The organism is Paenibacillus gyeongsangnamensis (assembly GCF_027533625.1).
In the GTDB taxonomy this organism is placed as follows: Bacteria; Bacillota; Bacilli; order Paenibacillales; family NBRC-103111; genus Paenibacillus_G; species Paenibacillus_G gyeongsangnamensis.
The window spans coordinates 127,825-154,014 of sequence record NZ_JAQAGZ010000022.1; the positions used below are offsets into that span (position 1 = coordinate 127,825).

Consider the following 26,190-nt stretch of genomic DNA (forward strand, 5'->3'; position numbering starts at 1 on the left):
AGCGTGGGTTTTATGATATCGCGTTGGCTCTACCCCTGAATGGCAAGGGTGGACTTCCTGTCACCCTTGTTTTTTCTATGGTTTATGAAAGGAAGTGAACACCATGAATTTACCGGTCTCAAAAAAAGAAACGATGATTTCTTATATCGTGGCTTTTGCCTTTATTTTGGCGATGGTTACGGCTTCGGTGATGATGAATGATCACGAAATCATTTTGCCCGAAATTGCGGGAATGGCAATTGCCATGTGGGTGTACCGGGAAGCAGGATGGATTAGGCAGCCATCGAAGATTTTTATTGCTCCATCGATTACGGCTGCCATAGGTTTTGTGATTAATCAATTATCCATTGCATACTTAGGGAAAGTCATTCTCACTATGGTGCTCATCATGCTGTTTTTACGTCTCGTTCAATCGAACCTGGCACCTTCGATTGCAACCGGTTTACTGCCGCTGGTGACGAATGCAAGCGAATGGTCATTTATCATATCGGTTTTCATTTTCACCTTGATATTAATGCTTGGGGTTCTCGTATTTGGATTCAATAAAGGACTTGAACAGAAAGTGAAGATTCAGTACAAGTACATGCTGGTGTTCTTGGGGTTAAATTTCGTATGGATTGCGTTATGCTGGCTCGCTACCCGCAACTCGCGGTGATCCCGCCAATTCTCGTTGTGGTATATGAAGTGCTTCAAAAGCCGATGTACATCGGAAAGATGGCGTTTAAGCAAGGGCTCGTGCTAACCATCTCTGCGACGGTCGGAACGCTGTTGTACTTTGCGATTAATTCGTGGATTTTGGTCACGCTGTTGGATATAATTTTAATGATGATTCTTTTGCGTCTTGTTGGCATACGAATGCCAACCGTGTACGCCTTTCCATTGCTCCCATTTGTGTTCCATGGTCAGGTCACGGCAATGCTGCCCATAGGTGAATTAATTGCATCTGTATTTTTCTTTGCTTCACTGTTAGCATATAAAAAGTTTGAAATGAAGCGAAATGGAAAGGTAATGCAAATGTGATGCAAATGTGATGGAAAAGATCGAGAATGGACTCTCTAAATAGACTACTTCACAAAACACGGTTTTGTACATATGTACGGAATGGGCTGGGGGAACATCAACAACTAAACGCGTTTATAAAGCTGCACAACTTGATTTTATTATGTGATATGATCAACTATGGACTAGGACTTTATCTGGGGGATAGAAAATGAATACTGTAAATGATGTTTTAGAGGAAATTAACCGAAGAATTAAAGAGCTTCAATTAATGGAAGATGAATTTAGCAGGAAAAATAATGTGAGCGGTCGGCTTAATGCAAAAACGAAGCGTGAAGAGTTACGAAGATTAAAGAATGTTATTTTGGGTGAGAGTGTTGGGGCAGCTTCCTATTAGTCATCGTACTTTGTATTTTGTAAACAGAATGGCACCTCATCGAAATTCATTAGGGGAACCCCGGTAAGGGGTTTTTTCATTTTTTAAATCAGTTTCCTCAATCAGCTCGAGGAGATCGCCTGTAGCGTTATGAATGGTCTCAACTTCTGCTTTAAGGTTGAGCAGGTTCTGCCGCGCGGTGATTTCTTCGATTCGTTCCAGGCACTGGGCCAGCAGTTGTTCAGATTTCTTTTCAACCAAGGCAAGATGTTAAAATCCACGATTCGTGATGGACAAGCATAAATAAAAATCGAATGGAATGGACAAACATCGGGGTCATAGGGATTTTTCAAAATTAAGTGTGTATGAGAACAAACGCTTAGAATTGAACGAGTTGCTTTATCATCTTGGTCTCTTTCCTGAGGTAGCATCAATTGAAGGGAGATTATTAACGACAGAACAATCCAAGGAGCTTAAATCATGTTGCCAGCAAGGCAAAAGATATTTGCGGTATACCCCGAATCGATTGGGAATGTCAATATTTCTCATATTACTGATGAGTGTAGACAATACATCGATATAGCATCTGAAGATAAAGTTGCAATTTGGAAAGAAACGAACTTAAGAAAAGAGTTACTTAACAGAGTTTGGGAAGGTACCTGAATAAGTCAGAGCTAAATTCGCATGCCTCAGCCAGGCTTTTCAGGGGCGGTGGACCGTTCCGGTCAATCGTTCACCCTTTGCAGACCGTCCTGAAATTTCTGAATAAACGTTTTCGCCGCATGGCTGAGAAACCGGTCAGCGCGGTATATTATCCCGATATCGCGAGCTTGAGCCCGACCCATAATCCTGATCGTCCGCAAGCAGGGTTCATTCATGGACAAGATGAGCGATAAAGGCTGAACTGTCGCGCCGACATTCGCTTTCACCAAACGAATGAGCGAAGCCGGTGTCGTCGTTTCAATAATCGGATTTAAACTAAAGCCAAGCTGTCTGCAGCAATCATCGACCAGCTCGCGCCCAAGAAAGCCTTTGGGGTACATCACCGTACGAATATGGCGAAGCTCCTCTAACTCAATGGAAGTTCGCCCCGCCAATTCATGATTCTCCGGCACAACCAGCACATACTCTTCGCGGGACAAGGGGATCCTCACGATGCGCTCATCGGGCAGAGGCAGGATCGCAATGCCGATGTCCACTTCCATTTCCAACACCTGCTTCACAATTTCGACCGATGTCAGTACGGTGAGCCGGACATGCGGAAATTCGTTGTGGAAATCGATCAACAGTTGCGTAATCCTATAATCAAGATCGGACGGGAGCGTTCCAATGATCAATGCCCCGCGCTGATGATTGCGCAGCTCGCCGATAGCGTCAATCGCATTTTGACGGGTCCGGAACATCTGGATGCTGTATTCCAGCAGCAGTCTGCCCGCTTCGGTCAGCGAGATCCGTTTGCCGATCCGGTCAAACAACGGCGTCCCGACTTCAATTTCCAGCGAACGGATCTGCTGGCTGAGCGCCGGCTGCGACATGCCCAATTTCTCCGCCGCTTTGGTGAAATGCAGTTCTTCGCATACAGCGACGAAATATTCCAGCTGCCTGAGTTCCATAACCGCCTCCCCCTTTATCATTCGATTTTCTTATGATTATAATAGAAATCATCATATTGATCAATCATTTCTTCTAATATAAACTTAACAACAAATGATGGTTTTCATTCATATGGAAGCAATCAATTTCAGTTACAAGGAGCGATTCAAAATGAAAACACGGTGGTCAGGGACATTAGTAGTAGCCCTTTTCTTGGCAGCTTTAAACTTGCGGCCGGTCATTTCCTCGATTTCGCCGCTCTTGGAGACGATTCGCAGCGAACTCGGAATGAGCGCCTTCACAGCCAGCCTTCTCACATCCATACCGGTCCTTTGTATGGGGATCTTTTCTCCGATTGCAGCCAAGCTGGGAATTCGTCATGGCATCGAGCGGATTTTGGCGATAGCCCTCGTGTTTGTCGGAGCAGGTACCGTCGTCCGATGGTTTACGCCTTCTTACACGTTCCTGCTGGCTACCGCACTCCTCGCCGGCATCGGTATCGCCGCTGCCGGTCCGCTTCTGTCCGGATTCATCAAGCGTCATTTTCCCGGACATGTCGCTTCGATGATCGGCGTTTACTCCGTAGCCATGGTGACTGGAGCGGCTCTTAGCGCCGGATTGTCGGTTCCGCTCCAAAATGCGTTAAACGGCTCCTGGCGGTCTGCCTTGGGACTTTGGGCAATACTTGCTGTTGTCGCGTTGCCAGCCTGGTGGTTATTCGTACTGAGACGCTCAGAGCCGAACCAAGCTCAAACGCCTGTGCTTCAAAATGCTGGGCGGCTGCCTTGGGGAAACAGTAGGGCATGGCTTTTGACCGTATTTTTCGGAATGATGGCCATCATGTTTTACTCCATTACCGCATGGTTTGCGCCAGCCGTCGCCAACATGGGCTACAGCAAGGTTTATGCCGGCAGCATGCTGACACTCTTTACATTAGTTCAAATTCCGGTGACCATCCTGATTCCGATGCTGATTCACCGTTTCCAGAATCGCCTTCCCTGGCTGATCGGATGCGCATTGCTCGAACTGGCGGGACTGCTGCTTGTCACCATGTCGGGGGCGCCATGGCTTGCCGCGATCTTGCTCGGTATTGGCGCTGGCGGTCTGTTCCCTCTGGCGCTAATGCTGCCGATAGACGAAACGTCGAACGCGCAGGATGCGAGCGCCTGGTCTGCCATGACGCAATCGGTCGGATATGTGATCGGAGCGCTTGGTCCGATTCTGGTCGGATGGATACATGACGTTACCGAAAGCTTCGTCTCCGCCTTCATCGGACTTGCCGTCGTCTGCGCGGCGATGATCCTCGTGCAGCTTGCCATCGGATCGAAAAAGGCACCGGACAAAAAGGCGGTCGCTTCCTCCTAGTTTCCCGTACGCAAGAAAAAAGTCTCTTTCCCGTAGGTTTTTTTCTGTCGTGGAAGGACATTCTGGCCGCCTGTTCCGTCTTTGAAGATTTTCTTATCGTGGGCGATTAAGCGATTCTTCGAAGATTTCGGCCGCGCGGCGGAAGCATCTCTCCACCTTCGTAATGTTTGATGTGCTGCTTTCTTCACATCAGCATTTAAACGAGCTACTTTTGACCCGCAAAGAACGATTGTAAGAATTATTACTTCAACAGAAACGATCACTCCAACTTATTTTATTGAGAAGGAGGGAAGAGCGCTCAGTAATGAGGATGAGGTTAAACAAAAAAATATGAGGTGATAAACATGCTGTATTCGAAAATAATTGTTGCGTATGACGGATCCGAACATTCGGAAAAGGCGCTTGAATCGGCGATCAAGCTTGCTGAACAGAATCATTTCTCCGAACTGAAAGTGATCTATGTGGTACCGTTTCAACAAATGGTTATGGGCGGTGAGGGGTTTCTTTTATTACCTTCGGATTCACAAAATAAAATAGCTTCAGCAATCGTGGAAAAAGCCAAAAAAGCGGTGGAAGGGCTGCCATATGTTAATGTCTTTTTTAAAGAGGGCTATCCTGCCAAAACAATTTTAGAATATACCGATAGCGAGGGTGGCGATCTGATCGTGGTAGGCAGCAGGGGGTTAGGCGCTATTGGCGAGTTCGTGTTGGGCAGTGTCAGCCATAACATCGTTCAGCATGCCAAGGTGCCTGTATTGGTTGTAAAATAAGCGGGCACCTCACGAAACGGAAATAATCGTACGCGAAGCGATAGTTATAACATCGAAAAAACGGTGATAGCAATGATCTTAATTTATAAGGGAAGCAGTAAAGTTGAACTGGCTATAAAGGCAGCGAACTCCGGCCATGCTCCTCTGCCTTTGGGCCAACTTATCCATAATCATTTTGCTGAAGGAATGGTCCGCGGTTATGGTGAAATGGATTGGACGGCTTTAATCCGTTGTCTAGAGCATTCTTCTTAAAAATTAGGTTGACCTGAATCTCTTGCTGGGCGTGGAAAGTTAGCCCGTAGGCAGAGGGTGGGGGCGAGTCTATCCATGGGGAAGATCGACGCGCAGGCGGGCGCCTCCGGGTTGTCGGGCACAATTTGAAGAGAGCGTGTGTGGACACAAGGGTAAGTTTCGCTCCCTCGAAATGATTTAGTCACTCAGACTCATGAATTTGCAGGATTTCAACCTGTAGTAAGTGTGAGAGAAAAGAGCATACGGAGGAGCTGATGGCTGGGGACGTTATACTGGCACGCGGGAACAAAGGTGTTGTGTCCAACACCCATATCATTCCATATTTTGCACGTCTCCACGTAGCCCTAGCGATCTCGCTCCCATGTCTCAACGGGTCCAATCGCGTGACCGAAGGAAAATTAATTAGTTGACTTCGGACAGCCATTACATCTTCAGAAGCATAAAAAAACCCTGTAAAGCCATTTTCTTATTCTCGGTCGAAGCTTATTCGACTGAAGGGGTCACTTCACGAAACGGAAAATAAAGTACGTTAAGCCCATCGATGTGTCCAGTTAGGTTCATAGAACCGGTGAATGAGCCGTCAGAAAAAGGCGAAATCGACCCTATCCAGATGATTTTGAGACTGTGGTTTGACGCCAATCACAAGTACAGTTCATTATGACAAGTAGACCAGAAGGGGGATTAAGCTCCCATGACTACCCTCCGACATGAGATACAACAAAATGATGGGCTTCCATTTCCCAACCAAGATTGAAAGAACGTCTTGTACTTGACAATACTGAGGTTTAATTTTCGTTGTATCCTCCAATAGTATCTTTTTCCATACTACATCACATTGAAGTGCGTACTTACTACATTCGCCATTGCATCTTATAATACAACATGTAAACCATTTGAACCTAATAACGCAAGCGAAGGTATTCACTTAGGTCAAATCGAGCACATTAAAAAACAAAGCTAAGGTGAGATAAATGGAAAAATACAGGATTGATCCAAATAAAGGTTTGGAATTCGGGATTTACACGTTAGGAGACCATATCCCTAATCCCTACACTGGAAAGCGTATTTCTGCTGAGCAGCGAATTCATGAAATCATTGAATTGGCTAAGCTGGCTGAGCAAGCAGGTGTTGACTTTTTTAGTGTAGGTGAAAGTCATCAGGAGTATTTTACAACTCAGGCTCATTCTGTTGTTTTGGCAGCAATCGCTCAAGCCACAGAAAAAATTAAAATCGGAAGCTCCTCCACGATTATAAGCACATCCGATCCCGTTCGGGTGTATGAGGATTTCGCAACAATTGATTTGATTTCCAATGGTCGCGCGGAAATCGTTGCTGGTCGTGCTTCCCGTATCGGGCTATTTAATTTATTGGGTTACAATCCTCGGGATTATGAGGAACTGTTTGAAGAAAAATTCGAATTGTTGATTCAGCTAAATGAAGAAGAAGTAATCACATGGGAAGGACAATTTCGACCACCGTTAAACAACGCTCGGATTTATCCAAGACCAAAAAACGGCTCGCTGCCGATTTGGCGTGCAGTCGGCGGTACACCTGCAAGTGCCATAAAGGCTGGTTATGCTGGTGTGCCAATGATGCTCGCTACGTTGGGTGGTCCTGCTATGGTCTTTAAAAGAACAATTGATGCGTACCGGGAAGCCGCCAAAATGAAGGGTTTCGTCCCAGCCACTCTTCCGGTTGGAACAACCGGCTTCTTCTATGCAGCTGAAACAACGCAAGAAGCACTGAAGGAGTATTATCCTCACATTAATGAAGGAATGAAGGTAACGAACGGACAAGGATTTTCGAAACAATTGTGGGCACAAGGTTCTGATACCAGTAGTGTCATGAATGTCGGCAGTCCGCAGCAAATCATTGAAAAAATTCTTTATCAGCATGAACTGTTTGGTCATCAGCGTTATCTCGCGCAAATGGATTTCGGTGGTGTGCCATTCGATAAATTAGCAAAGAACATCGAGATCATCGGTACAGAAATCTTACCAGCTGTCCGAAAGTACACAGCAACAAAACAGGAGGCTGAGCAAAAATGAAAATTGTTCTCCTATCCGGTTCAAAAGTGGGATCAAAAACAAGAACAGCGATGAACTACGCACAAAAAGTTCTCGCTGAAAAATACCCAGATGTTGAAACGACATTAATTGATTTAGGCGAATATGATGTCGAATTTAGTGATGGGCGGAATTACCTGGAATATGAGGGCGATACGGGTGTTGTGACAAAAAGTATTATGGAAGCAGATGCCATTTTGATTGGAACACCTATTTTTCAGGCATCGATTCCAGGTACATTAAAGAACATCTTTGACTTGCTCCCAGTAAGCGCATTTCGGGATAAAGTTGCAAGCATGCTTGTGACCGCAGGTTCGTCTAAACACTACTTGGTAGCAGAACATCAGTTGAAGCCGATTTTGGCTTATATGAAAGCACAGATCGTTCAGACCTACGTATTTATCGAAGAAAAGGATTTCCATCGTAAAGAAATTGTCAATGATGATGCCCTCTTTCGAATTCAACGTCTCGTTGAGGATACCGTTTTGTTAACGAAAACTTATACGAAGCTTCGCGAAGAGAAAGAAGCAGAATACGGTTTTTAATGACAACGCAACCAGTCATACATTTGATGCGTCGGGTAGGCTCTTGATGAATAATCAAATAATAGGGGGGATTGCAATGGACAATCCTAGACTCCATCCGAAATTTATATCTTCCTTTAAATTATTGGGAAAACCTTGGACCTGGCTAATAATTTGCGTAGTGTTGACCGGCAAACGTCGCTTCTCTGATATATCCGCAACGATTCCGCGTATATCTGACAAAATGCTCGTTGCACGACTCAAAGAATTGGAGACGGCAGGGATTATGGAGCGGCATGTCTACCCCGAAACGCCACTGCGTGTGGAATATGAACTTACAGAGAAGGGGCGGGATCTTAAAACTGTAATTGATCAAGTTCAGCAGTGGGCTAATACGTGGTTAGAAGATTTACGGTTTGTTAGATAGTATCGTGGACAAGTATATGAGTAGAGCACATCTGCATTGGAATATTTGGGGCACGCTGATAAAGGGAGTTTGTCATAGAAAAAAGGGTAAGAAGTAGATCTCGTATCCGTCGCCTAAAGCAGAAAGAACCGGCATCAACAAACATACTTCCGTCCACAGCCCTGCCATAACAATCTTCTTATGACCCGATTTCTTTACCCAATCCAGGACTCTCTCATCTTCCCATGTGTTTAAACCAGTGCGGTCGATTGGCTTTTGATCCGGGAATTCTTCCTGAATTTCCTTAATGAGATCCTGACGTTCGGCGAATGCCGTTGTTAATAAATTCGGCACCTTGAAGATATTGGCGGCTTTCGATAACGCTTTGGCATGGTTGGTCACCGTTAAGCTTCATGAGACCTGATCGTAAGCAATTGTGCAGGTATTGATGATCGATGAGCAGAAGGGCATGATTGTTCGGGTTTAACAGTGTGGGATATGATTTTGTGGTTGTCATTAGTAATTCCTCCCAATAATGTTTTTGTTCTCATTCCCGGGATATCCTTATTATAAACAAGTAAACTTTAATAAAAAAAGTAAGCACTTCAATGTGACTTAGTATCAAAAAAGAAACCGAAGGTGTTTAATGGACTTACAATTGACAAGATGATTCTCAGTCACCTGCACTCTGGTACGGGCTGACAAGGAGGAACAAGAGAGGACATGTTCAAGAATGTGTAGGAGGAAGCCAACTGGACTATGCCTTACGATCAGAACAAGCAAACTAAGAACAGCCGCAACAACTATGGAAAAAAACGGTAAAAGATTGGGGATCTAACATGCCAAGATCCAAAAGTAGAGAGCTTGTTGCCGGATCGATCAGTTGATTCATTTTCAAAAATGTATTATAATAAACGAGGAATGAATGTTCATTCCGAAAGGGAGGGATGGGTAATGTCCAATAACAAAGAAGACGCTATCTTAGAAGCTGCTATGGAGTTATTTGCAAGACGGGGGTACGATGGGACAACCATACCGATGATCGCTGAAAAGGCAAAAGTAGGTGCCGGAACGATTTACCGTTATTTTGAAAATAAAGAGGCACTTATAAATTCATTATTTATCAGGAGTGTAACTAAATTTTTGAAAACATTAAAAAACCAGTTCCCGGAAACTGGTGATATACGTGCACAATTCAACCACATTTTCTATCGAATGTTTAACTTTGCACAACAAAACCCTTTCGACTTACATTTTATAAATGCTCATACTGGTGGGTACTACCTTGACCAAGCAAGTAAAGAGGTCTTTAATGAATTCTTTTCTTTTTTAACAACTATAATAGACGAAGGAAAAGAACAAGGAACGCTGCGCTCATTACCATCAAAATCTTTAATTTGTTTGGTCTACGGTACATTTATAAATTTGTTCAAGATGTTTGAAAGCGGCGACTTGGAAAAATCGCAAGAACTTCTGAAAAACATTGAGGAAGCTTGTTGGGATGCAATAAGGATCATTTAAGTGGTCCTTTCATTTTATCGATTTAGGAATGAATATTCATTCCATGTTCGATGTGAGTGTGCGCTCGTTAAATGATGACTAATTTCTAAGGAGCGAGTTTAAATGAATAGCGTTAGACGAGGAGTCGGATCATGTGTACTTTTATGGTTGCGCCAAGATTTGCCCAGAGAGTTAGGTTACGACTATTGGCGTGAGCCTCATGCACAGTTGGTAGCAAGAACCCCAGGGTTTTATTCTTATCGCCAGCATCATTTCGAAGCGACCCCTTTGACTTCGTGGTCAGAAGATCTAGACGTAGAGGAGATGACCTTGTGAAAGCAATGATTATAGAAAAATATGGGAAAATCCCATTAAAACTAGCTGACATGCCAGTGCCGACTATTGGAGAAAATGATGTCCTAGCAGAAATTGTTGCAGCAAGTATTAACCCGGTTGACTTTAAAATAAGAGATGGCAAAGTGCGGATGCTGAAAAAATTTAACATGCCACTTATTTTAGGTAATGACTTTTCAGGTGTAGTTAAGCAGGTAGGAAAAGGGGTAACAAAATTTAAGGCTGGGGATCAAATATACGGTCGAGCTACGAAAGATAGAATTGGTACTTTCGCTGAATATATCGCAATAGATGAAAATGCTATAGCTATGAAACCTAAAAACCTCTCCTTTGAGGAAGCTGCATCGATTCCATTAGTTGGACTCACTTCCTACCAAGCCTTTCACGATGTTTTGAAGTTATCTGCTGGACAAAAAGTGTTAATTCATGCTGGAGCCGGCGGTATAGGCACCTTTGCCATTCAGCTTGCCAAAACAATGGGTGTTTACGTTGCAACCACAGCAAGCAAAGCTGGATATGAACTCGTCAAGTCACTTGGGGCGGATCAAATTATTGATTATAAAAATGAACCGTTTGAAAAGATCCTGCATACTGCATGATTATGATGGGGTATTAGATACAATCGGTGGAAAAACATTGGAAAAATCATTTGAAATAGTAAAACCGGGGGGGCAAGTTATTTCTATTTCAGGACTGCCAAACGCACGTTTTGGAAAGGAGTATGGGTCAGGTTTTCTGAAAATCAATTTATTTCGAATAGTTACTCTCAAAATATCGAAATTGGAAAAGCAACATAATGTCAAATACACTTATCTGTTTATGAAACCCAGTGGTGAACAGTTAAATATCATTTCCGAGTTAATTGAACTTGGAAAAATTAAGCCTGTAATTGATCGAATTTTTCCTTTTGAGGAGGCACAAAACGCCTTGGAATATCTTGAAACAGGAAGGGCAAAAGGAAAAGTTATATTAAAAATAAGAAATCAATAAGGCTCACGGATAGGGGAAAGATTGGGGTTAATGCTTACCCTCATCGGGTTCACCTGCCAATGCCTGCCAACTGCTGGATAACGGAGGATCATAGACTTTATCCAAATCATGCTAGGCCACAATTAATCAGGACGGAACTGTTCTGCATCATCTTTCGTCAGCAAGTTTACCGAAAGATAATGTAGGTGAATCCTTATCGTTACCGTTACTCAAGCACCGACCTGACGACCAGTCGAACAGCGTTATTTTTTTAAAAATTTCGACTCCAGAAGAAATAAGAGCATGGGCATACAGTGAGGAGATGATCCCAGAGCAAGATTGGGAGTTGGCTGTAAATAGTTTTGAAAATATACCGATGATTTGTTCATTTATTGACGACCAAAACTGCATAAGTGGAAATGACAGTTAGATCGGAAAAACTGGTCACCGGAATCATTCTGCTTGCATCCTTTCTTCTCACTGTGGTTGTTGTCGTTGGCACCGTTTATTTGTTCAGTAATAGAAAATATTACCCTCAAGCTCCGGCTGCACCAGGCAAACCATAACAGGTTTATCGGAGAGACAGCAACTGACTTTCCATAAAAGCATTCTTGTAGGTAATCAGACTAATATCCAAAGCAATAGTAGTATGCGGCTTCCCGTTAAAGGTGATCAACTTTTTGCCATACTCACCAAGAATCCGACGAAACCCATTATTCTCGCACATCACTTGCTCGTTAATTTCTCTTGACGAGCCGATAGCTTCGAAATACATTTCAACGGTGCGAGGCGTCGGTTATATATAAAGGAGTATTCTATTTACTTCAGATTTTCATCTATTATTCATCTAATGTTCATGATAAAGGGTACTTTATTTTTTATAATAAAACTTAGATCGAATCTAAATTAATCTATGAGGTGATAAGTAATGAAAACGAATAATAACCATCTTACAACGAGTTGGGGCGCCCCGGTCGGGGATAACCAAAACTCCATGACTGCCGGTTCGCGCGGTCCGACATTAATTCAGGACGTTCACCTTCTGGAAAAATTGGCGCATTTCAATAGAGAACGCGTCCCTGAACGCATCGTTCATGCGAAAGGAGCCGGTGCGCACGGGTACTTTGAAGTAACCAACGATTTGACGAAATATACGAAAGCCGCTTTTTTATCAGAGGTAGGGAAACGCACCCCTATGTTCATCCGGTTCTCCACGGTTGCGGGCGAACTCGGCTCTGCCGATACGGTACGTGACCCGCGCGGATTCGCTGTGAAGTTCTACACCGAGGAAGGAAACTATGACGTCGTTGGCAACAACACGCCGGTTTTCTTCATACGCGATGCGATTAAATTCCCTGACTTTATTCATTCCCAAAAACGCCATCCGCAGACGCACTTGAAAAACCCGAATGCCGTATGGGATTTCTGGTCCTTATCTCCGGAATCGTTGCATCAAGTCACGATCTTGATGTCCGACCGCGGTATTCCGGCAACCTTCAGACATATGCACGGTTTCGGCAGCCATACATTCAAATGGGTCAATGCGGATGGTCAAGGTGTATGGGTGAAATATCACTTCAAGACGGAGCAAGGCGTTAAAAATCTGGATGTCAATCTTGCCGCAAAGCTTGCAGGCGAAAATCCGGATTACCATATGGAGGATCTATTCAATGCCATTGAAAAGGGCGACTTCCCGGCATGGACACTGTATGTTCAAATCATGCCATTAGAGGATGCGAACACGTACCGCTTCGATCCGTTCGATGTAACGAAAATATGGTCTCAGAAAGACTATCCATTAATCGAAGCGGGCCGCATGGTGCTGAATAAAAATCCTGAAAACTATTTTGCCGAAGTGGAGCAGGCAACATTCTCTCCGGGATCTTTCGTTCCCGGCGTTGAAGCTTCTCCGGATAAAATGCTGCAAGGCCGCCTCTTTGCATACGGTGACGCTCATCGATATCGCGTTGGAACGAACCATGCCGCACTGCCGATCAACCGTCCGAAATCGGAAGTGAGCCATTATCAGCGTGACGGACAGATGCGGTTCGATAGCAATGGCGGAGGGTCAGTCTATTACGAGCCTAACAGCTATGGCGGACCAAAAGAATCGCCTGAAAAAAAACCTGCTGCCTTTGAGCTATCCGGTCAAGCCGACAGCGTTGCATATGAGCATAACGATCATTATACACAAGCAGGCGATTTATACCGTTTGATGAACGAAGAAGAACGAGCACGTCTTGTCCAAAACATTGTTGGCGCTATGAAGCCGGTTGATAAAGACGAAATTAAACTTCGTCAAATCCAGCATTTTTATAAAGCTGATCCGGAGTATGGACAGCGTGTAGCAGAGGGGCTTGGTTTATCCTTGACACAAGAAGTGTAAAAACAGTATCCATGTCGAATGCTTGCTCCTCGCTCTCTTCGTCTTAACGCTACTACGGTTCGCAATGCGGTCTTCGTCTTCGATAGTAAAACGAGTCGAATACACGCATGGCCAAGCTGGCCGAGGATGCGGGGCTTGATGTATTCGGGGCGGCGAAAGCCATCAATAGCTCTTTATCGCTTCATCCGACCCGACTATTCTCGGGATCAGCGCCTCGACCGTATTAAGCACCGCCGATGAGAAAATTCTTGTACCGTATTCGCTCCGGGTCAGCGTCGAGCTCCCAACTGATCCACGGCTGAAACAGCCACTGTTTATACCATGGCCGCGTCAACAAACTAAAAATATTCGACCACGCCGTTTCGTCCCAGCGCCGGGAGCATGGGAGTGCCGATGCACTTGGCTGCCATTTACGGAGTCTCGAGCGTATCGTATTTCTGCCGAGCAACGCGCGTTGGTGGTTGGTGTATCTATACTATTATATGGAAGGGGTTAATCATTATGTATGATATCGTAATTATTGGAGCCGGCCCGGCTGGAGCAAGCGCAGCGCTATTTACCTCAAAAGCGGGCAAAAGAACGTTACTCGTGGACAATGACAAGAGCATTACCAAACGCGCTTTATTTTGGAATTATCTTGGCGTGATGGAAATGACAGGACCTGATCTGGTGGAAACGGGCAAAAAGCAAGCAGTCAAATTCGGAGCGGAACTTATTGTAGACCAAGTGACCCACATTGTGAAAAAGGATCAGGGCTTTGTGGTGGAAACGAAGAATAAAGGTCAGTTTGAAGCTAATCAAGTCATCCTTGCAACTGGTTTGATGGTGGATCTAGCAGAACAATTAGGACTTGAAACAAAGCCCGGGACCGAACCGCGTGTCAAAACCGTTCTGAATGTAGACAATAGCGGAAAAACGAACGTAGAAGGCATCTGGGCTGCCGGGGTTGTCGCGGGTGCTGGTTTCCATGCGATTATTACGGCGGGCGACGGTGCCAAAGTCGCCGTTAATGTGATAAGCGAACTGAACGGTGAGAGATATATGGATCACGATGTTTTGCAAACAAAATGATTAGTGATGATTAGATAGGAGAGCAAGTTCTAGGGTTAATCACCTCGTGAACTATCCCCTATCGCCCAATGAATTATTCTGAGCTGAGGCAAGGACATTTGTATCTAACATGGTGTTTTGTACAGATGTAAAAGGAGCTGCGCGGCTGATAGTTCCTATGGTTATAGTTGTTGATGATGAGAAACTCTCATAAGTTATTTCCGGCAAAAATCGTCTGGGTTCCGGGTCGCGTGTCCATCCATACGGCTATAAAATCATTAGGGACAATAATATCCACATCAATATAGTCTCCTATATAGGTAGTCGGACCTCCAGTGCTGCCGGCATTGGGATCGAAGGATACGGTCGTGACTCTTGTGTTGATAAAGGTATTGCCTCCGTCCATGGATTGCGCTACAAACACATCCAGGTTAAAACCGTTCAGACGATTCGTATAGTAGATGATGTTGACCCTGCCGGTGATCGGGGATACGGCAATGGCCGGGAAAAAGTTTTGCGAACCCGCCGGACTGTCCGTAACCTTCATAGGCGCAGTCCATGTTACCCCTTCGTCGAAGGATTTGGATATAAATATGTCCGCATAGCCGAGCCGGTTATCCTGCCATACGGCGTAAACCGTCCCGTTCGTTGCGGTCGCGGACCGGTCCGTTTCAACATTCGGGAAGGTCAGGCAGCGAAAGGCATAATTCGTTACCGGCAGGGGAGAGGGCACGAGCGTAACGGCGGAGATAACAACCTCCGGTTGAAATGTCGCTCCGCCGTCAAGCGAACGGCGCAATTTAAATGCAGGAGCCGGGTCCAGCGTAATCCACCCTGCGTAAACAATCCCGGTAAACCCGACGGCCACATCGGTACGTTCCACCAGTTCGGCTTCGTTGGATAACCGGATAGGCGTTTGGAACGAGATTCCATTGTCGACGGATCGCTGAATGAAAGAGACCGACCCCCCGGCAATATTGACATTAAATTGATGGTTGTAGGCGAGATACGCATTTCCCAAAAATGGACTCGCTTGAGAGTTGTCTATGGCAATGAGCGTCTCATCGTTATTTATAAACGTGCCTTGACCTTGCGCCACTAGGACGGGGCCGGTGAACGTCGCTCCGTTATCGGTGGACCGGTAAACACCCGTTGTTCCGCCGAAATTCCCCGGAAATAAATGGGCCGACACGAGAAATGTACTTGGAAATCCATAGGCTACGAAATTGGCTTCCGCGCCGGTGAATTGCGCAGGCAGAGGCAAGAGTGCATTCGTCCATGTGCTTCCTGCATTTAACGAACGATATAACCCGGTACGGGGCGAACCTGTTGTATTATCGGTTGCTACGGCCACGACGATGTTAGCATCCAATAAATTTGCTGCAACACTTGGCTCATTCTTCGGGTTACCACCTGGAGTTACTTGGAAATTGGCCATGTAAACATCCCCTTTCAAAGGGATTAATAATATTCCATATTTATGAAAAGCCAGCTCGATTTGCAATAGGTTAAAGTCATATGTACAAAATCGCTGATTTTGTGAGGATGTTCTATAAAGCAAAAGCTGCCGATTGTTGAAAACCGCGGCAGCTCAATAACATCATTTATTACTTGACATCAGTGCTTTTTTTTCGACGCTTCTGACATATGCTCACTGGAGCAGTTAGTGGAGTTGTTGGACAAAATTCATCTCTCACGGTGAGCGTAAAGATATGCTCAGGAACAGGAACACAATGATGGCGGTTAATGATTTCAATCGGATGAATAATATTAACCAGCTGCGGATGAAAAAAATCTCTAAAAATGACTCTTGGGGGATTTACAACTTGAGCAGTTGGGCATTTAGGGGTCACCTCACGAAACGGAAATAATCGTACGTTAGCGGTGATCCTGTCAGATTGACCCTAAGAAGATGCTTTGGAAGCGTCAGAGAAATCATGAATCGATCCTAAACTGACGCGATTTGCCCCCATGGCTGACGTCAGTTTGAGGTATAGTTTATTATGACAGGTAGACCAATCAGGGATTAACGGGCAGAATAATGGAATCCGCGATGTTGCAATGAATAGCAATCTATAAGAAGCATGATGCCGCAAGTTGCACTATAATTATCTTATCCGTATCAAATGAAAGGATGATGAAAAATATCATGAGTAAGCTACACGGCAGCAATATGAATGGGTTCGCCAAACGAGAAAAGTATTATTCTGTTACTGCGTAACGATTTCAGTTTCGGACTATGTGAGACGGTTAACGAGGCGGGGGAAGGGTAGTCATGGAGAAAACGTATACGGGAAAAGCATTGGGTTGTTTAGGGACGTTCATTGATTCTGAAGGAATCGCATCGGACTGCAGCATATGTGAATTAATACAATGTCGAGCTCGAAATTAAAAAGAATAGAGGGCCGTTCCCACATGAATAATATTTTTATTGAATCACATATGGAAGAAATCATAGGCCGTATCGACAAATTAACGCCAAATTCCAAACCGCGATGGGGGAAAATGAACATCGCTCAGATGCTTGCTCATTGTTCGGCGTTCCAAGATATCACGATGGGCGTTTCCGTTCCCGAAAGGCATTGGTTAGGAAAGCTAATTGGTCCATTGGTAAAACCGATTATTTACAACGACAAGCCAATGCAACCCAATTCACCCACAATTCCGGCGGTACGCATAACAGATGAAAAAGAATTCGAATTCGAAAGGAGCGAATTGAAACGAAAAATAAGAGCGTTTCAAGCGAACGGGCCGGAGAAGTGTACGACTAACCCGCATCCGTTTTTTGGAAAACTTACGCCTGAGCAATGGGGAAAAGGAACTTATAAGCATTTAGACCATCACTTAAAGCAATTTGATGTATAGTCCAGAGAGGGCCACCCCCGCCATAGAATATCTTTAATTCTTGCCGTTACAGACGGCACGGAGAAACGTATCGTGACCTAAAAATGATGATCGCTCAACTAACGGGTTATGAATGCTCAATTAGCAATAAGGACGAGGCTACCGGCATGGACCGGCAGCCTCGTTTTGAACAGGCAGAATAGTTGAATGCAATTGAAAGGATCATAATCTTTGCTGTTGCATTACTCAGGAGATTGATCTTTCCTTTTTGCTTCCCGCTTTAATCTCAGAATTGGCTCCATTGGAATTAAAGATAGGTAAGATTTTGCTCCATGAAAACTTCAACCCTCATAATCATAGGTGGGCTTGGGCAAGAGGATTGTTGCATAAAGAAGCCGAGTTGGTTCCAGTGCTCGGAATGAGACCAGGCTATGGAAGCAGAAATTATAGATTTTATACCAGCATTTCGGGATAATAAACTAGGGACGTAGAGAAATATGACCGTGACCGTATATTTAGGGGGTTATGAAATTGTTTTATAACGAAGTAAAAAATGACGGCCAGTAAGATACCAATAATACTTGCACCTAATTTAATGATTGCAATAATCAAGTGGACGAAACATAGTATGACTGCGGCGTTAAGGGCATGTGCCCAGCATCCGACAAGTGTAACACCGGGGCTCGTCTTCTCGCTTGATGCACCGAAGTTGGGAGGGGCTATTTTTACCGGGTGGATACCGCTACAGAACAACTGAACTATGTTTTGCCGCTGCGTACGCCAAGAGGCGCGAAGGCCAGTGCAGCGATCTACAGTATCATCGAGACGGCGAAGGAGAATGGACTGCATCCGTTTAAGTACCTCATGCATCTTTTCGAGAAATTGCCGCAGCTCGAGGATCCCCGTGATCCGAAGTCGCTGGAGCCGTTTTTGCCTTGGTCATCGTCAATTCCACTGATGTGCCGTGTCTTTACTTCGTGATAAGTCTATAATAGCCCCAGTACAATGATAGGCCTGGGGCTATTGACGTTTACAATTCTTCCCGGGTGAAATGCCGCTGAGGATGACGAGCCAGAACAAGCAACAATTTATACTCCGTTTGCGTCAAGCTTACCGCTTCTCCACGGAAAGAAACTACGTCATGGACGGTATCGATAACCAGCTCATGCTCATGAAACGAAATGCGGTCGGCCAACACTTGTTGATCATCCGTCCGGAGCAAATCGCCCTTATCCGCGCAATCAACTCATTGGGATTGAAGGGTTTGATCATATAGTCATCAGCGCCAATCGTCAGTCCGAGAATTTGATTTTCTTTGGCCACTTTAGCGGTCAGCATGAGAATGGGTACGGAAGAACGTTGCCGGATGGTTCCTCGACATAGCGGGACAAAGTCCAAAAAGAGAGGTGCTTTTGCTCAGAATTATGAATTCAGTTCTTCGCAATACTCTATCTATTCGGACATAAGAAAAATCCCTTCATCCCGAAGGGATTTTTCTTGTGCTAACTTTTTCCATAAGGGCAAATTTAGGGTAGTACAGCATACATGTTTATATTTTCGTTAAAATGTTGGCGGGACCCCTTAATTGTTATACATGCCGCCGGTGTTCTGACTCCATACCCGGCGGTTGGCCATTTCGGAAATATTATCCACTCTTACTTGCTCCGGCCAGGAAATCTTCTGATAGTTCCCAACAATATAGGTCATATTGTAAGGTCCTTGCGCCGGTGTAGTCGTAAAGGTGGGCGCCACCATCTTGAAGTAATTTTCCACCGCGGCGGGTAACGCCTTTTCGCTGTCTGTTAAAATGAGCGGCGAATGGAATCCCATATGGGACAGCGGAGCGGAAGCAACCGCACCCTGCCAATCGTTGATATTCACCAGCGTAAAGCCGTGTCCCGGCCCCGTAATATCAAAGCCTACCATGCCCATTGGATCCCACATTTTCGCAAAAGCGATACTGGCGCTGATTGGGTCGTTCTTAGCCGGCGTATTGAATGCGACCTGATCGTCGTTCGTAATCCGGGTTACCATGCCATACTTGCTCAGTTCCTGGACGACAGCCGGAGATACTTGGTCCGGTCCTCCCCAAACATAGATTTGGGCATGTCCCATGCGGCGTTTCAGCGCTGCAAAGGAAGCGGAGCAGTTAATGAAAACCGAAGAGGGACGAGCCATATTATCCTCGCAAAACGGTGCCATTAAAGTTGATGATGCTTTGCTGCAATTGGGAAAAAAAGCTTTTTACGATGAAACGTTCGGTAATGAAGTGTTCATTACGGACATTGTGGGCGCTTTTGACGGGCCAATTACATTAGCCAATGTGAAAAAAGCGATTGAAGAGCTGAAAGGAGAAGGCACCGATAATTTGCTTGTCGAATTGGACAAGACTGTAACAATAGGCGGCCATACGTTTAAAAAGGGATCGAAGGTTGAAACAGGACTGGACGTTGCTAAAGACACGAATGAAGTTATGGGCATGCCGATCAAATATTCCAGTGGGAAAGTCAGAGCCGGGATTACGTGCCTCGCTTGTCATGCAACGGTGGACAGAACAACGAAAAAGATCATTGAAGGGGCTCCCAATTCGAACCTCAATGCCGGTCTGTTCATTGCGTTTGCATCTAACTCGGCAGCGTACTTCACGCATACAGATATTATGTCGCTTCAGAAATATATTAAGGATTTGGGCCGGACTGTGGAGACGACGGATGGAAAGAAGGAGCCATTACCCGATATTCAAGCGCTGGAAGAAGCCGTTGATAGGAATGCGTTACTGTGGCCCAGAGGCAATTTCGATTCGACGATCGATATGGCGAGTAATCCTTCGCAAATCCCGCCTTCCTTCACCCAAGGGAATTTTCCTTATGGCTGGAGTGGACATGCAATGGCCGGGCCTTTCAAGGGGCTGAGTACCTTTAACAATAACGTGCATGCACAAAATTCGGACTCACTTACCCAATCGGAAGTAAGCCGCGAGCTGTTCGGAATCGACAAGGAAGTGTATATCGGAACCATTTTGCAAAACGCGGCCGACCCGAAATTCCGGTACACCCCCGATAAAGGCAAGAAGCCGTCGGCGTTTTTTGCCGCCGTTGATCCTACTCCGGGTACCCCGGGAGTAAATCAAGTGATATTGCCTTCGTCGTTCCCGAAAGCTACATTAGTGGCTCCGGACGGATTGATCGTCAGCTCTCCCGGATCCAAAGTAAATGAGCAGAATAACGCGATGTCTGCATGGCAAAATACCCTTATTCCGCCCAATCCGCCGATTGCATCGGATGCTGCCGTGATCAAGACGGGAAGAGAGGTATTCAGAAAGGCTCAGTGTATCGCTTGTCACTCGGGAGATTACTTGACCAATAACCTGATTGTTTCTTCCGGCAGGATCAAGACAGATCCGTCACGGGCTCTAGCATTGAAGAAAACCGAGAAAATATGGGGAGAAGCAACGATTTATTCTCCGGATACGCCTGTACCCGTTCTCAGAGGAGCGAAAATTTTAAAAGTTCCTACGGAACATTTGGATCCTGAACAAATCAAGCTGGGATTTGCTCATGGAGATTCCAAAGGCGGATATAAAACTCCCGCCTTGAACGGACTTTACTGGACGGCCCCTTACCTTCACGATGGTGGGGTGGCTATCGGTCCGGACGAGAAAAAACAACTGGGCACAGCGGGAACCCTTATGAAAGGCATTCAACCTGATCCATACAATAGCTTAAAGGGATTGGTGGATAAGAACTTAAGGGAGAAAAACGTTACCGCGAACCGTTCGGCCGGACTCGAGCAGGTGCATGTGCAAGGAATCGGACATGAATATTGGGTCGACTCTTCTACAGGCTTTACGAAGCAGCAACAGGATGCTCTCATCAAGTATCTGCTTTCGATAAACCATTAACGACTGACAACGGCCAGACCGTCTTTCCAGCAGCGAATGTCGTCTAAAACAAGCCAAAACTTCTGCAAAAATTGGACAGTGTGAGCAGCGGCTAAATGTAATTGTTACTGTGGTAATTGACATAGACGCTTTTCGGAAGTCCGGCTCCGGTGGGGTATGTGAACCGCCAATCGCTCGCGGGCAACCGCTCAAGCAAACGTCGCATATTACCCCGTTCTATATTCTTAGTTGTTTTTTTTGATTAGCAGGTCGAGCACCCATGCAGTTTGCGATTGTGACGTTTCTGCGTGTCTGAAGAGTACAAGAGGTAGACTTTAACGACCAGGCTACCAAGCATCAACGATAGCCTGTTCTTCTAAAGGGTATAAAAACGGACTAACGGATACAAGTTATACAAGAACGTTATATAATTATTACGAAAGAGAGTGATAATATGGAATCTGGCCGTACCACACTATGCGATATTGCTGGCTATAGGAACAGGTGTGCTGCTGGTCGGATTAGGATCTGATTGGCAAGGAATAGCGCTTTCGGCGGCAGGAGTGATCATCATGATTCAGCCCTTGCGAAAGCTGCTGCCGGAGGGCACTTTTACCGCAAAGAAAGGTTTGCCTGCGACAATTGTTTCAAGAGGTTTATTTGTCGCCTGTTACTTTGCCACAGAGAGTTACGTTGTCCTGGTACTGACAGAAGTAAAAAAACTGCCTGCAGATCTTGCGGGATTGATTGTAGCCGCAGGCACATTAAGTTGGTCTTCAGCAGTTTGGCTCCAGGCAAAGCTTGATGGAAAGGACCATGGGATGGGCAGAAAAAGGCGGGTAATGGCCGGTATTGGTTTTATGTTTATCGGGGTTGCTGCGGTTATGCTGGCTGACGGCCTGCCCATGGGGGGAATCGTATTCGCGGTTATTTCACAAATATTGACCGGATTTGGCATCGGCTTGGCGCATCCAACCACAGGAGCAATTACATTGCAGCATGCGAAGGCCGGCGAAGAAGGGGAGATTTCCGCCAGCATACAGTTTACCGACGCATTTAGTCCAGGCTTAAGCATAGGAATCGGCGGTGCTTTCATTGCCGTTTAGCGAGACGCAGCAATGGGGGTTATTGACGGGGATCCTGTTGGCAATATCTCTTCAACTGTTTATCGTCATTCTAAGCTTTGCGATCTCTCTTCGAATTCAACAGGCAAGTTGATCGGAGATGCGGACTTGGTATCTAATGACACAAATGTTCCTACATTAAAGGGAAGGAAAAAGCTTGAGAAATCAGGCTTTTATTTTTTTATGTAGGAACTTTTGTGTCGCGGTAAAACGCACAAAAGTTCCTACATTGTCGTTGAACGACACAAATGTTCCTACATTGTAGCGTAGATTCTAGGGGGGAATACGGTTGAAACCAAAGATGCTCCAGCGGCGAAGCGATTTTTTATGAAAATGATAACTTCACCGCACATCCGTCAACACGTGTGATTACTGTTGATAAAAACCCACCTTATCTGCCCAAAACCAGGAGAAGTAATTGTCCGGACTAATAAATGCGTTTAATTTCATGTTATGTATAATGACACATATAGACGATTGATGTAAGGCGGTTTTCCACTATTACAAATAAAACAACGAATTCTCGACATTTTATGTTATTTATATTGACAATGTTCAGCATTGAAGATATCATTGTATACAATCACTCTCATCGGTGGATTGAAAATGCGAAAATGCTATCACATCAAAATTGGTCAGGCAACTTTGCAATTTTACATATTGACAATATAAATATTTTGTGAGATTTTGTTAATAAAATAGTTAGTTGATGGGGTGGTACCTGTGGTTTTTCAAAATATAAAAAAACCGGATAAATTATATGTGCGTATTGCTGAACAAATAAATAGTTTCATTGTTGACGGTACTTTCAAGTCGGGAGATAAACTGCCGCCAGAGCGAGAAATTGCTGAGCGATTCGGCGTGAGCAGGCCTTCCGTTAGGGAAGCCCTAGCGGTACTTGAAATCATGGGTGTTATCGATATCCGGGTAGGTGATGGCACTTACATCAAGAAGAAAACAAGCAATTTCAACCTGGAGGTGGATTCTCTAAAAGATTCGTCGACTTTTGAATTGATCGAAGCGAGACAACTGATCGAATCTCTGATCATAGAATTGGCCATAGACCGTGCGACTGAGGAACAAATTGCTATTCTTCAGGAGACGGCAATCATCATGAGAAATTGCATAGATACCAATATGAATGAGTTCTACGAACAGGGTGTACGTTTTCATAAGGAACTGGCTATAGCGACTAATAACGAAGTTTTTGCAAAAATTTCCGAAAATTTGGTTCATCCCGTAGCGAACCCTCTGTACTGGCTTTTGCATCAAAAGGCACTCAATTCTAAGGATGCCCGCATGCATCAAATCCTTGAACATGAGGAAATTATCGAAGCGATTAAAACGAAAGATAAAGACCGCGCCAAAAAGGCCTTAGAACACCATTTATGCCATATCGAAGAACTATTGTTATTTGAAAAGGATTAATTTCAGCAATATCGGACTTGTTTGTTAATATCTCTTGGTGTAGCAATATTTATAAGCTCATAGGGTCTGATACATATTAAGGAGGTGATGCGGTCATACAACGATAGCTTATGAGAGTCGGGTATCCTATAATCTTGTACGAAAAAAGCAAAGTCTACTAACTAAACGGATAGGGAGGGGAATTGGATCAATGCGCGATTTAGTCGGATACGGAATGAAAGCGCCTACAGTCGCCTGGCCCAACGGAGCAACATTGGCTGTATCCATTGTCGTCAACTACGAGGAAGGATCGGAGCGATCTTTCGCCATGGGTGATCCGGACCAGGAGCCGCTCACGGAGTGGGGAAACTACCCGTTGTCGAGCGATATCCGCAATCTGGCCATGGAGTCAATGAATGAATATGGCTCACGAGCAGGAATATGGAGGGTCCTTCGAATTCTTGACCAATTCAAGCTGAAGTCAACCTTCTTTGCTTGTGCGGTTGCTTTTGAACAAAATCCGGAAGTTGTAAAAGCGGTTGTAGATGGAGGTCACGAGGTATGCAGCCACGGTTACCGCTGGGAGGAAGTATTCAGGCTCAGTAAAGAAGAGGAACGCGAACACATGAAACTTGCGATCGAATCGTTTACCCGCACTGTCGGTAAACGCCCGGTCGGCTGGTATTGCCGGTACGGCCCAAGTGTAAATACGAGGGAGTTGGTCGTAGATGAAGGAGGATTCATTTACGATTCCGACGCATATAACGATGATGTTCCGTATTACAAGAACGTCAATGGGAAAAAACATTTGATCGTTCCGTACGCGCCCGATGCCAATGACTTCAGTTATTGGAATGCACCCGGCTTCGTAACAGCCGGAGACTTTTCCACTTATTTAAAAGATACCTTTGACATGTTGTATGAGGAGTCGAAAACCCATCCAAAAATGATGTCGATTGGTTTGCATCCGAGAATTATCGGCAGGCCTGGCAGAGCTCGGGCTCTTCAACAATTTTTTGAATATGCCACACAGCACCACGATGTTTGGTTTGCCACGCGCGAGGAAATTGCCCGTTGGTGGATAGCGAATACAAATACTGACAAACTAAATCAGGAGGGACTCGAAGATGCAACGTAAAATTTTTGTTATTTTTCCTATGATTCTTAGCTTGTTGTTTGTTGCCGCTTGCGGCAATTCCTCAAGCACTGCACCTTCAAGTCCTGCCGCTTCGACTACCGGCAATGCAACTTCAAGTACCCCTGCTTCCAGCAGCGCGAATTCCGGTGCATCAGGCGATATTGCATATGCAAAGCAACAAATTGATCAATACAAGTCAATCCCTAAGTTCGTAGCAGCAGGACCTGCATTCGATGCCCAAAAAGCAATGGCTGGCAAAAAAATCTTGAGTATCCCAGTTTCAAGCGCAAATCCGTTCACCAAAAACATTGAGATCGCGATGGGCAATGCTGCCAAAGAAGTTGGTTTCAGCTTTACGGAATGGACCAACCAAGGTCAACCGTCCGAGTGGGTTCAAGGTATGAATAACGGTGTGAACCAAAAGTTTGATCTCATTGACCTTCTCGCCGGAACGAATCCGGCAGTGTTAAAACCTCAGGTTCAAGCCGCGACAGGCGCAGGAATCAAAGTCGTTTCTTCGCATTTGGGCGGCTTCGAGCAACCGGTTGCTGACGTTACAGAGAACCTTGGAATCGACTATAACAAAGCCGGCAGATTGCTTGCGGATTGGGCTTGTATGAAGACAGAAGGCAAGCCTAATGTGTTACTGCTTACTTCGGATGAAGTTGTATCTGCAGCCTCCATTGTAAATGGTGTCAACGACGAGTTTAAGAAAGTGTGCCCATCAGCCAAGATCTCTACGATCAATGTACCTATTCCGGATTGGTCTACGAAAATTCAGTCCAATGTGCAGGCAGCTATCGTGAAAGACCCAGGATTGAATTACGTTATTCCGATTTATGACAGCATGTCCCAATTCGTTGTTCCTGCTATTACGATTGCTGGAGCGGGAGACAAGGTCAAAATCGCTACGTTTAACGGTACTCCTTTTGTTCTTGATTTAATTGCGCAAGGAAAAGTAGAAATGGATATCGGTGAAAACCTGGATTGGATCGGAAAAGCGATTCTGGATGCTGAGATGCGTCTGCTGGCAGGTCTTCCATTCCCTAAGGATCCTAAAATTCCATTTTACATTTGGGATAAAAGCAACGTTCAACAAGCAGGATCCCCGGCTAAGATTTCAACAGGCTATGGAGACGAGTATATTAAAGGATACAAGGATCTGTGGCAGCTTAAGTAGTTCTTGT

22 protein-coding genes and 4 pseudogenes are annotated in these 26,190 nt (G+C 45.1%); 19 read left to right on the forward strand and 7 right to left on the reverse strand.

Annotation, left to right across the window (positions count from 1 at the left end):
* Window positions 1-103: 103 nt before the first annotated feature.
* A pseudogene (locus O9H85_RS28600) lies at window positions 104-1,020 on the forward strand (hypothetical protein).
* Between the two features lie 190 nt (window positions 1,021-1,210).
* Window positions 1,211-1,396, forward strand: a complete 186-nt coding sequence (locus O9H85_RS28605; RefSeq protein ID WP_269884812.1) for a hypothetical protein — start codon at window positions 1,211-1,213, stop codon at window positions 1,394-1,396.
* 36 nt (window positions 1,397-1,432) lie between these two features.
* On the opposite strand, the gene O9H85_RS28610 is transcribed toward O9H85_RS28605, so the two are convergent.
* Window positions 1,433-1,636, reverse strand: coding sequence for a hypothetical protein (locus tag O9H85_RS28610; RefSeq protein WP_269884813.1), 204 nt, complete (start codon window positions 1,634-1,636; stop codon window positions 1,433-1,435).
* A gap of 219 nt (window positions 1,637-1,855) precedes the next feature.
* On the opposite strand from O9H85_RS28610, the gene O9H85_RS28615 reads away from it, so the two are divergent.
* Entirely contained in the window at window positions 1,856-2,038 is a 183-nt protein-coding gene (locus tag O9H85_RS28615) for a hypothetical protein (RefSeq protein WP_269884814.1), read from the forward strand.
* Window positions 2,039-2,100: 62 nt separating this feature from the next.
* Here the strand turns inward: O9H85_RS28615 and O9H85_RS28620 are convergent, their stop codons facing one another.
* A complete protein-coding gene (locus tag O9H85_RS28620; RefSeq protein WP_269884815.1) occupies window positions 2,101-2,988 on the reverse strand; it encodes a LysR family transcriptional regulator in 888 nt (295 codons plus the stop codon).
* 151 nt (window positions 2,989-3,139) lie between these two features.
* Between O9H85_RS28620 and O9H85_RS28625 the strand changes: the two genes are divergently transcribed.
* From O9H85_RS28625 to O9H85_RS28645, 5 genes are all read left to right on the forward strand, one after another.
* Window positions 3,140-4,333, forward strand: a complete 1,194-nt coding sequence (locus O9H85_RS28625) for a CynX/NimT family MFS transporter (RefSeq protein WP_269884816.1) — start codon at window positions 3,140-3,142, stop codon at window positions 4,331-4,333.
* 344 nt (window positions 4,334-4,677) lie between these two features.
* On the forward strand, window positions 4,678-5,103 hold the full coding sequence (locus O9H85_RS28630; protein ID WP_269884817.1) for a universal stress protein: 426 nt from the start codon (window positions 4,678-4,680) through the stop codon (window positions 5,101-5,103).
* 1,223 nt (window positions 5,104-6,326) lie between these two features.
* Window positions 6,327-7,403, forward strand: coding sequence for an LLM class flavin-dependent oxidoreductase (locus O9H85_RS28635; RefSeq protein ID WP_269884818.1), 1,077 nt, complete (start codon window positions 6,327-6,329; stop codon window positions 7,401-7,403).
* A complete protein-coding gene (locus O9H85_RS28640) occupies window positions 7,400-7,966 on the forward strand; it encodes an NADPH-dependent FMN reductase (RefSeq protein WP_269884819.1) in 567 nt (188 codons plus the stop codon). The genes O9H85_RS28635 and O9H85_RS28640 overlap by 4 nt, the downstream gene beginning before the upstream one ends.
* 76 nt (window positions 7,967-8,042) lie before the next feature.
* Complete coding sequence (locus O9H85_RS28645) at window positions 8,043-8,372, forward strand: winged helix-turn-helix transcriptional regulator (RefSeq protein ID WP_269884820.1); 330 nt, start codon at window positions 8,043-8,045, stop codon at window positions 8,370-8,372.
* Window positions 8,373-8,444: 72 nt separating this feature from the next.
* On the opposite strand, the gene O9H85_RS28650 is transcribed toward O9H85_RS28645, so the two are convergent.
* Window positions 8,445-8,753, reverse strand: a complete 309-nt coding sequence (locus O9H85_RS28650; RefSeq protein ID WP_269884821.1) for an isochorismatase family protein — start codon at window positions 8,751-8,753, stop codon at window positions 8,445-8,447.
* A 552-nt stretch (window positions 8,754-9,305) separates the two neighbouring features.
* Here O9H85_RS28650 and O9H85_RS28655 point away from each other — a divergent pair.
* The 4 genes and pseudogenes from O9H85_RS28655 to O9H85_RS28670 all read left to right on the forward strand — a co-directional run bounded on the left by O9H85_RS28655 (window position 9,306) and on the right by O9H85_RS28670 (window position 14,631).
* Window positions 9,306-9,872, forward strand: coding sequence for a TetR/AcrR family transcriptional regulator (locus tag O9H85_RS28655; RefSeq protein WP_269884822.1), 567 nt, complete (start codon window positions 9,306-9,308; stop codon window positions 9,870-9,872).
* Window positions 9,873-10,183: 311 nt separating this feature from the next.
* A pseudogene (locus tag O9H85_RS28660) lies at window positions 10,184-11,195 on the forward strand (NADP-dependent oxidoreductase).
* 907 nt (window positions 11,196-12,102) lie between these two features.
* A complete protein-coding gene (katA, locus tag O9H85_RS28665; RefSeq protein WP_269884823.1) occupies window positions 12,103-13,560 on the forward strand; it encodes a catalase KatA in 1,458 nt (485 codons plus the stop codon).
* A 501-nt stretch (window positions 13,561-14,061) separates the two neighbouring features.
* On the forward strand, window positions 14,062-14,631 hold the full coding sequence (locus O9H85_RS28670) for an FAD-dependent oxidoreductase (protein WP_269884824.1): 570 nt from the start codon (window positions 14,062-14,064) through the stop codon (window positions 14,629-14,631).
* A gap of 187 nt (window positions 14,632-14,818) precedes the next feature.
* Here O9H85_RS28670 and O9H85_RS28675 read toward each other — a convergent pair whose 3' ends face one another.
* A complete protein-coding gene (locus tag O9H85_RS28675) occupies window positions 14,819-16,048 on the reverse strand; it encodes a sialidase family protein (protein ID WP_269884825.1) in 1,230 nt (409 codons plus the stop codon).
* Between the two features lie 977 nt (window positions 16,049-17,025).
* On the opposite strand from O9H85_RS28675, the gene O9H85_RS28680 reads away from it, so the two are divergent.
* Window positions 17,026-17,475, forward strand: a complete 450-nt coding sequence (locus tag O9H85_RS28680) for a DUF1569 domain-containing protein (protein WP_269884826.1) — start codon at window positions 17,026-17,028, stop codon at window positions 17,473-17,475.
* A 756-nt stretch (window positions 17,476-18,231) separates the two neighbouring features.
* A pseudogene (locus O9H85_RS28685) lies at window positions 18,232-18,435 on the forward strand (transposase domain-containing protein); the annotation flags it as partial.
* Between the two features lie 49 nt (window positions 18,436-18,484).
* Here O9H85_RS28685 and O9H85_RS28690 read toward each other — a convergent pair.
* The 3 genes from O9H85_RS28690 to O9H85_RS28700 all read right to left on the reverse strand — a co-directional run bounded on the left by O9H85_RS28690 (window position 18,485) and on the right by O9H85_RS28700 (window position 19,632).
* A complete protein-coding gene (locus O9H85_RS28690) occupies window positions 18,485-18,676 on the reverse strand; it encodes a winged helix-turn-helix domain-containing protein (protein WP_269884850.1) in 192 nt (63 codons plus the stop codon).
* Window positions 18,589-18,792 (reverse strand): response regulator transcription factor, encoded by a 204-nt coding sequence (locus tag O9H85_RS28695; protein ID WP_269884827.1) that lies wholly within the window; start codon window positions 18,790-18,792, stop codon window positions 18,589-18,591. Before O9H85_RS28695 ends, O9H85_RS28690 begins: the two co-directional genes overlap by 88 nt.
* Before the next feature lie 243 nt (window positions 18,793-19,035).
* Window positions 19,036-19,632: a hypothetical protein gene (locus O9H85_RS28700; protein WP_269884828.1), complete on the reverse strand. Its 597-nt coding sequence runs from the start codon at window positions 19,630-19,632 to the stop codon at window positions 19,036-19,038.
* Here O9H85_RS28700 and O9H85_RS28705 point away from each other — a divergent pair.
* From O9H85_RS28705 to O9H85_RS28725, 5 genes and pseudogenes are all read left to right on the forward strand, one after another.
* Window positions 19,607-21,355, forward strand: coding sequence for an electron transport protein (locus tag O9H85_RS28705; protein ID WP_269884829.1), 1,749 nt, complete (start codon window positions 19,607-19,609; stop codon window positions 21,353-21,355). The two genes, O9H85_RS28700 and O9H85_RS28705, sit on opposite strands and share 26 nt — an antisense overlap.
* Window positions 21,356-21,810: 455 nt before the next feature.
* Window positions 21,811-22,552: pseudogene (locus O9H85_RS28710) on the forward strand (MFS transporter); the annotation flags it as partial.
* 629 nt (window positions 22,553-23,181) lie between these two features.
* Window positions 23,182-23,886 (forward strand): FadR/GntR family transcriptional regulator, encoded by a 705-nt coding sequence (locus O9H85_RS28715; protein ID WP_269884830.1) that lies wholly within the window; start codon window positions 23,182-23,184, stop codon window positions 23,884-23,886.
* 190 nt (window positions 23,887-24,076) lie between these two features.
* The gene (locus tag O9H85_RS28720) at window positions 24,077-25,003 is read left to right on the forward strand and encodes an allantoinase PuuE (RefSeq protein ID WP_269884831.1); all 927 of its coding nucleotides are present in this window, start codon (window positions 24,077-24,079) and stop codon (window positions 25,001-25,003) included.
* Window positions 24,993-26,183: a sugar ABC transporter substrate-binding protein gene (locus O9H85_RS28725; protein ID WP_269884832.1), complete on the forward strand. Its 1,191-nt coding sequence runs from the start codon at window positions 24,993-24,995 to the stop codon at window positions 26,181-26,183. The genes O9H85_RS28720 and O9H85_RS28725 overlap by 11 nt, the downstream gene beginning before the upstream one ends.
* Window positions 26,184-26,190: the final 7 nt, after the last annotated feature.

Excerpts from the sequence above, each read along its gene's own strand:
- O9H85_RS28640 (WP_269884819.1), top strand. The coding sequence starts at position 7,400 with ATGAAAATTGTTCTCCTATCCGGTTCAAAAGTGGGATCAAAAACAAGA.
- O9H85_RS28605 (WP_269884812.1), top strand. The coding sequence starts at position 1,211 with ATGAATACTGTAAATGATGTTTTAGAGGAAATTAACCGAAGAATTAAA.
- O9H85_RS28705 (WP_269884829.1), top strand. The coding sequence starts at position 19,607 with ATGAAAACCGAAGAGGGACGAGCCATATTATCCTCGCAAAACGGTGCC.
- O9H85_RS28625 (WP_269884816.1), top strand. The coding sequence starts at position 3,140 with ATGAAAACACGGTGGTCAGGGACATTAGTAGTAGCCCTTTTCTTGGCA.
- O9H85_RS28635 (WP_269884818.1), top strand. The coding sequence starts at position 6,327 with ATGGAAAAATACAGGATTGATCCAAATAAAGGTTTGGAATTCGGGATT.
- O9H85_RS28700 (WP_269884828.1), bottom strand. The coding sequence starts at position 19,632 with ATGGCTCGTCCCTCTTCGGTTTTCATTAACTGCTCCGCTTCCTTTGCA.
- O9H85_RS28615 (WP_269884814.1), top strand. The coding sequence starts at position 1,856 with ATGTTGCCAGCAAGGCAAAAGATATTTGCGGTATACCCCGAATCGATT.
- O9H85_RS28655 (WP_269884822.1), top strand. The coding sequence starts at position 9,306 with ATGTCCAATAACAAAGAAGACGCTATCTTAGAAGCTGCTATGGAGTTA.
- katA (WP_269884823.1), top strand. The coding sequence starts at position 12,103 with ATGAAAACGAATAATAACCATCTTACAACGAGTTGGGGCGCCCCGGTC.
- O9H85_RS28620 (WP_269884815.1), bottom strand. The coding sequence starts at position 2,988 with ATGGAACTCAGGCAGCTGGAATATTTCGTCGCTGTATGCGAAGAACTG.
- O9H85_RS28695 (WP_269884827.1), bottom strand. The coding sequence starts at position 18,792 with ATGCTGACCGCTAAAGTGGCCAAAGAAAATCAAATTCTCGGACTGACG.
- O9H85_RS28680 (WP_269884826.1), top strand. The coding sequence starts at position 17,026 with ATGAATAATATTTTTATTGAATCACATATGGAAGAAATCATAGGCCGT.
- O9H85_RS28725 (WP_269884832.1), top strand. The coding sequence starts at position 24,993 with ATGCAACGTAAAATTTTTGTTATTTTTCCTATGATTCTTAGCTTGTTG.
- O9H85_RS28645 (WP_269884820.1), top strand. The coding sequence starts at position 8,043 with ATGGACAATCCTAGACTCCATCCGAAATTTATATCTTCCTTTAAATTA.
- O9H85_RS28720 (WP_269884831.1), top strand. The coding sequence starts at position 24,077 with ATGCGCGATTTAGTCGGATACGGAATGAAAGCGCCTACAGTCGCCTGG.
- O9H85_RS28670 (WP_269884824.1), top strand. The coding sequence starts at position 14,062 with ATGTATGATATCGTAATTATTGGAGCCGGCCCGGCTGGAGCAAGCGCA.
- O9H85_RS28675 (WP_269884825.1), bottom strand. The coding sequence starts at position 16,048 with ATGGCCAATTTCCAAGTAACTCCAGGTGGTAACCCGAAGAATGAGCCA.
- O9H85_RS28630 (WP_269884817.1), top strand. The coding sequence starts at position 4,678 with ATGCTGTATTCGAAAATAATTGTTGCGTATGACGGATCCGAACATTCG.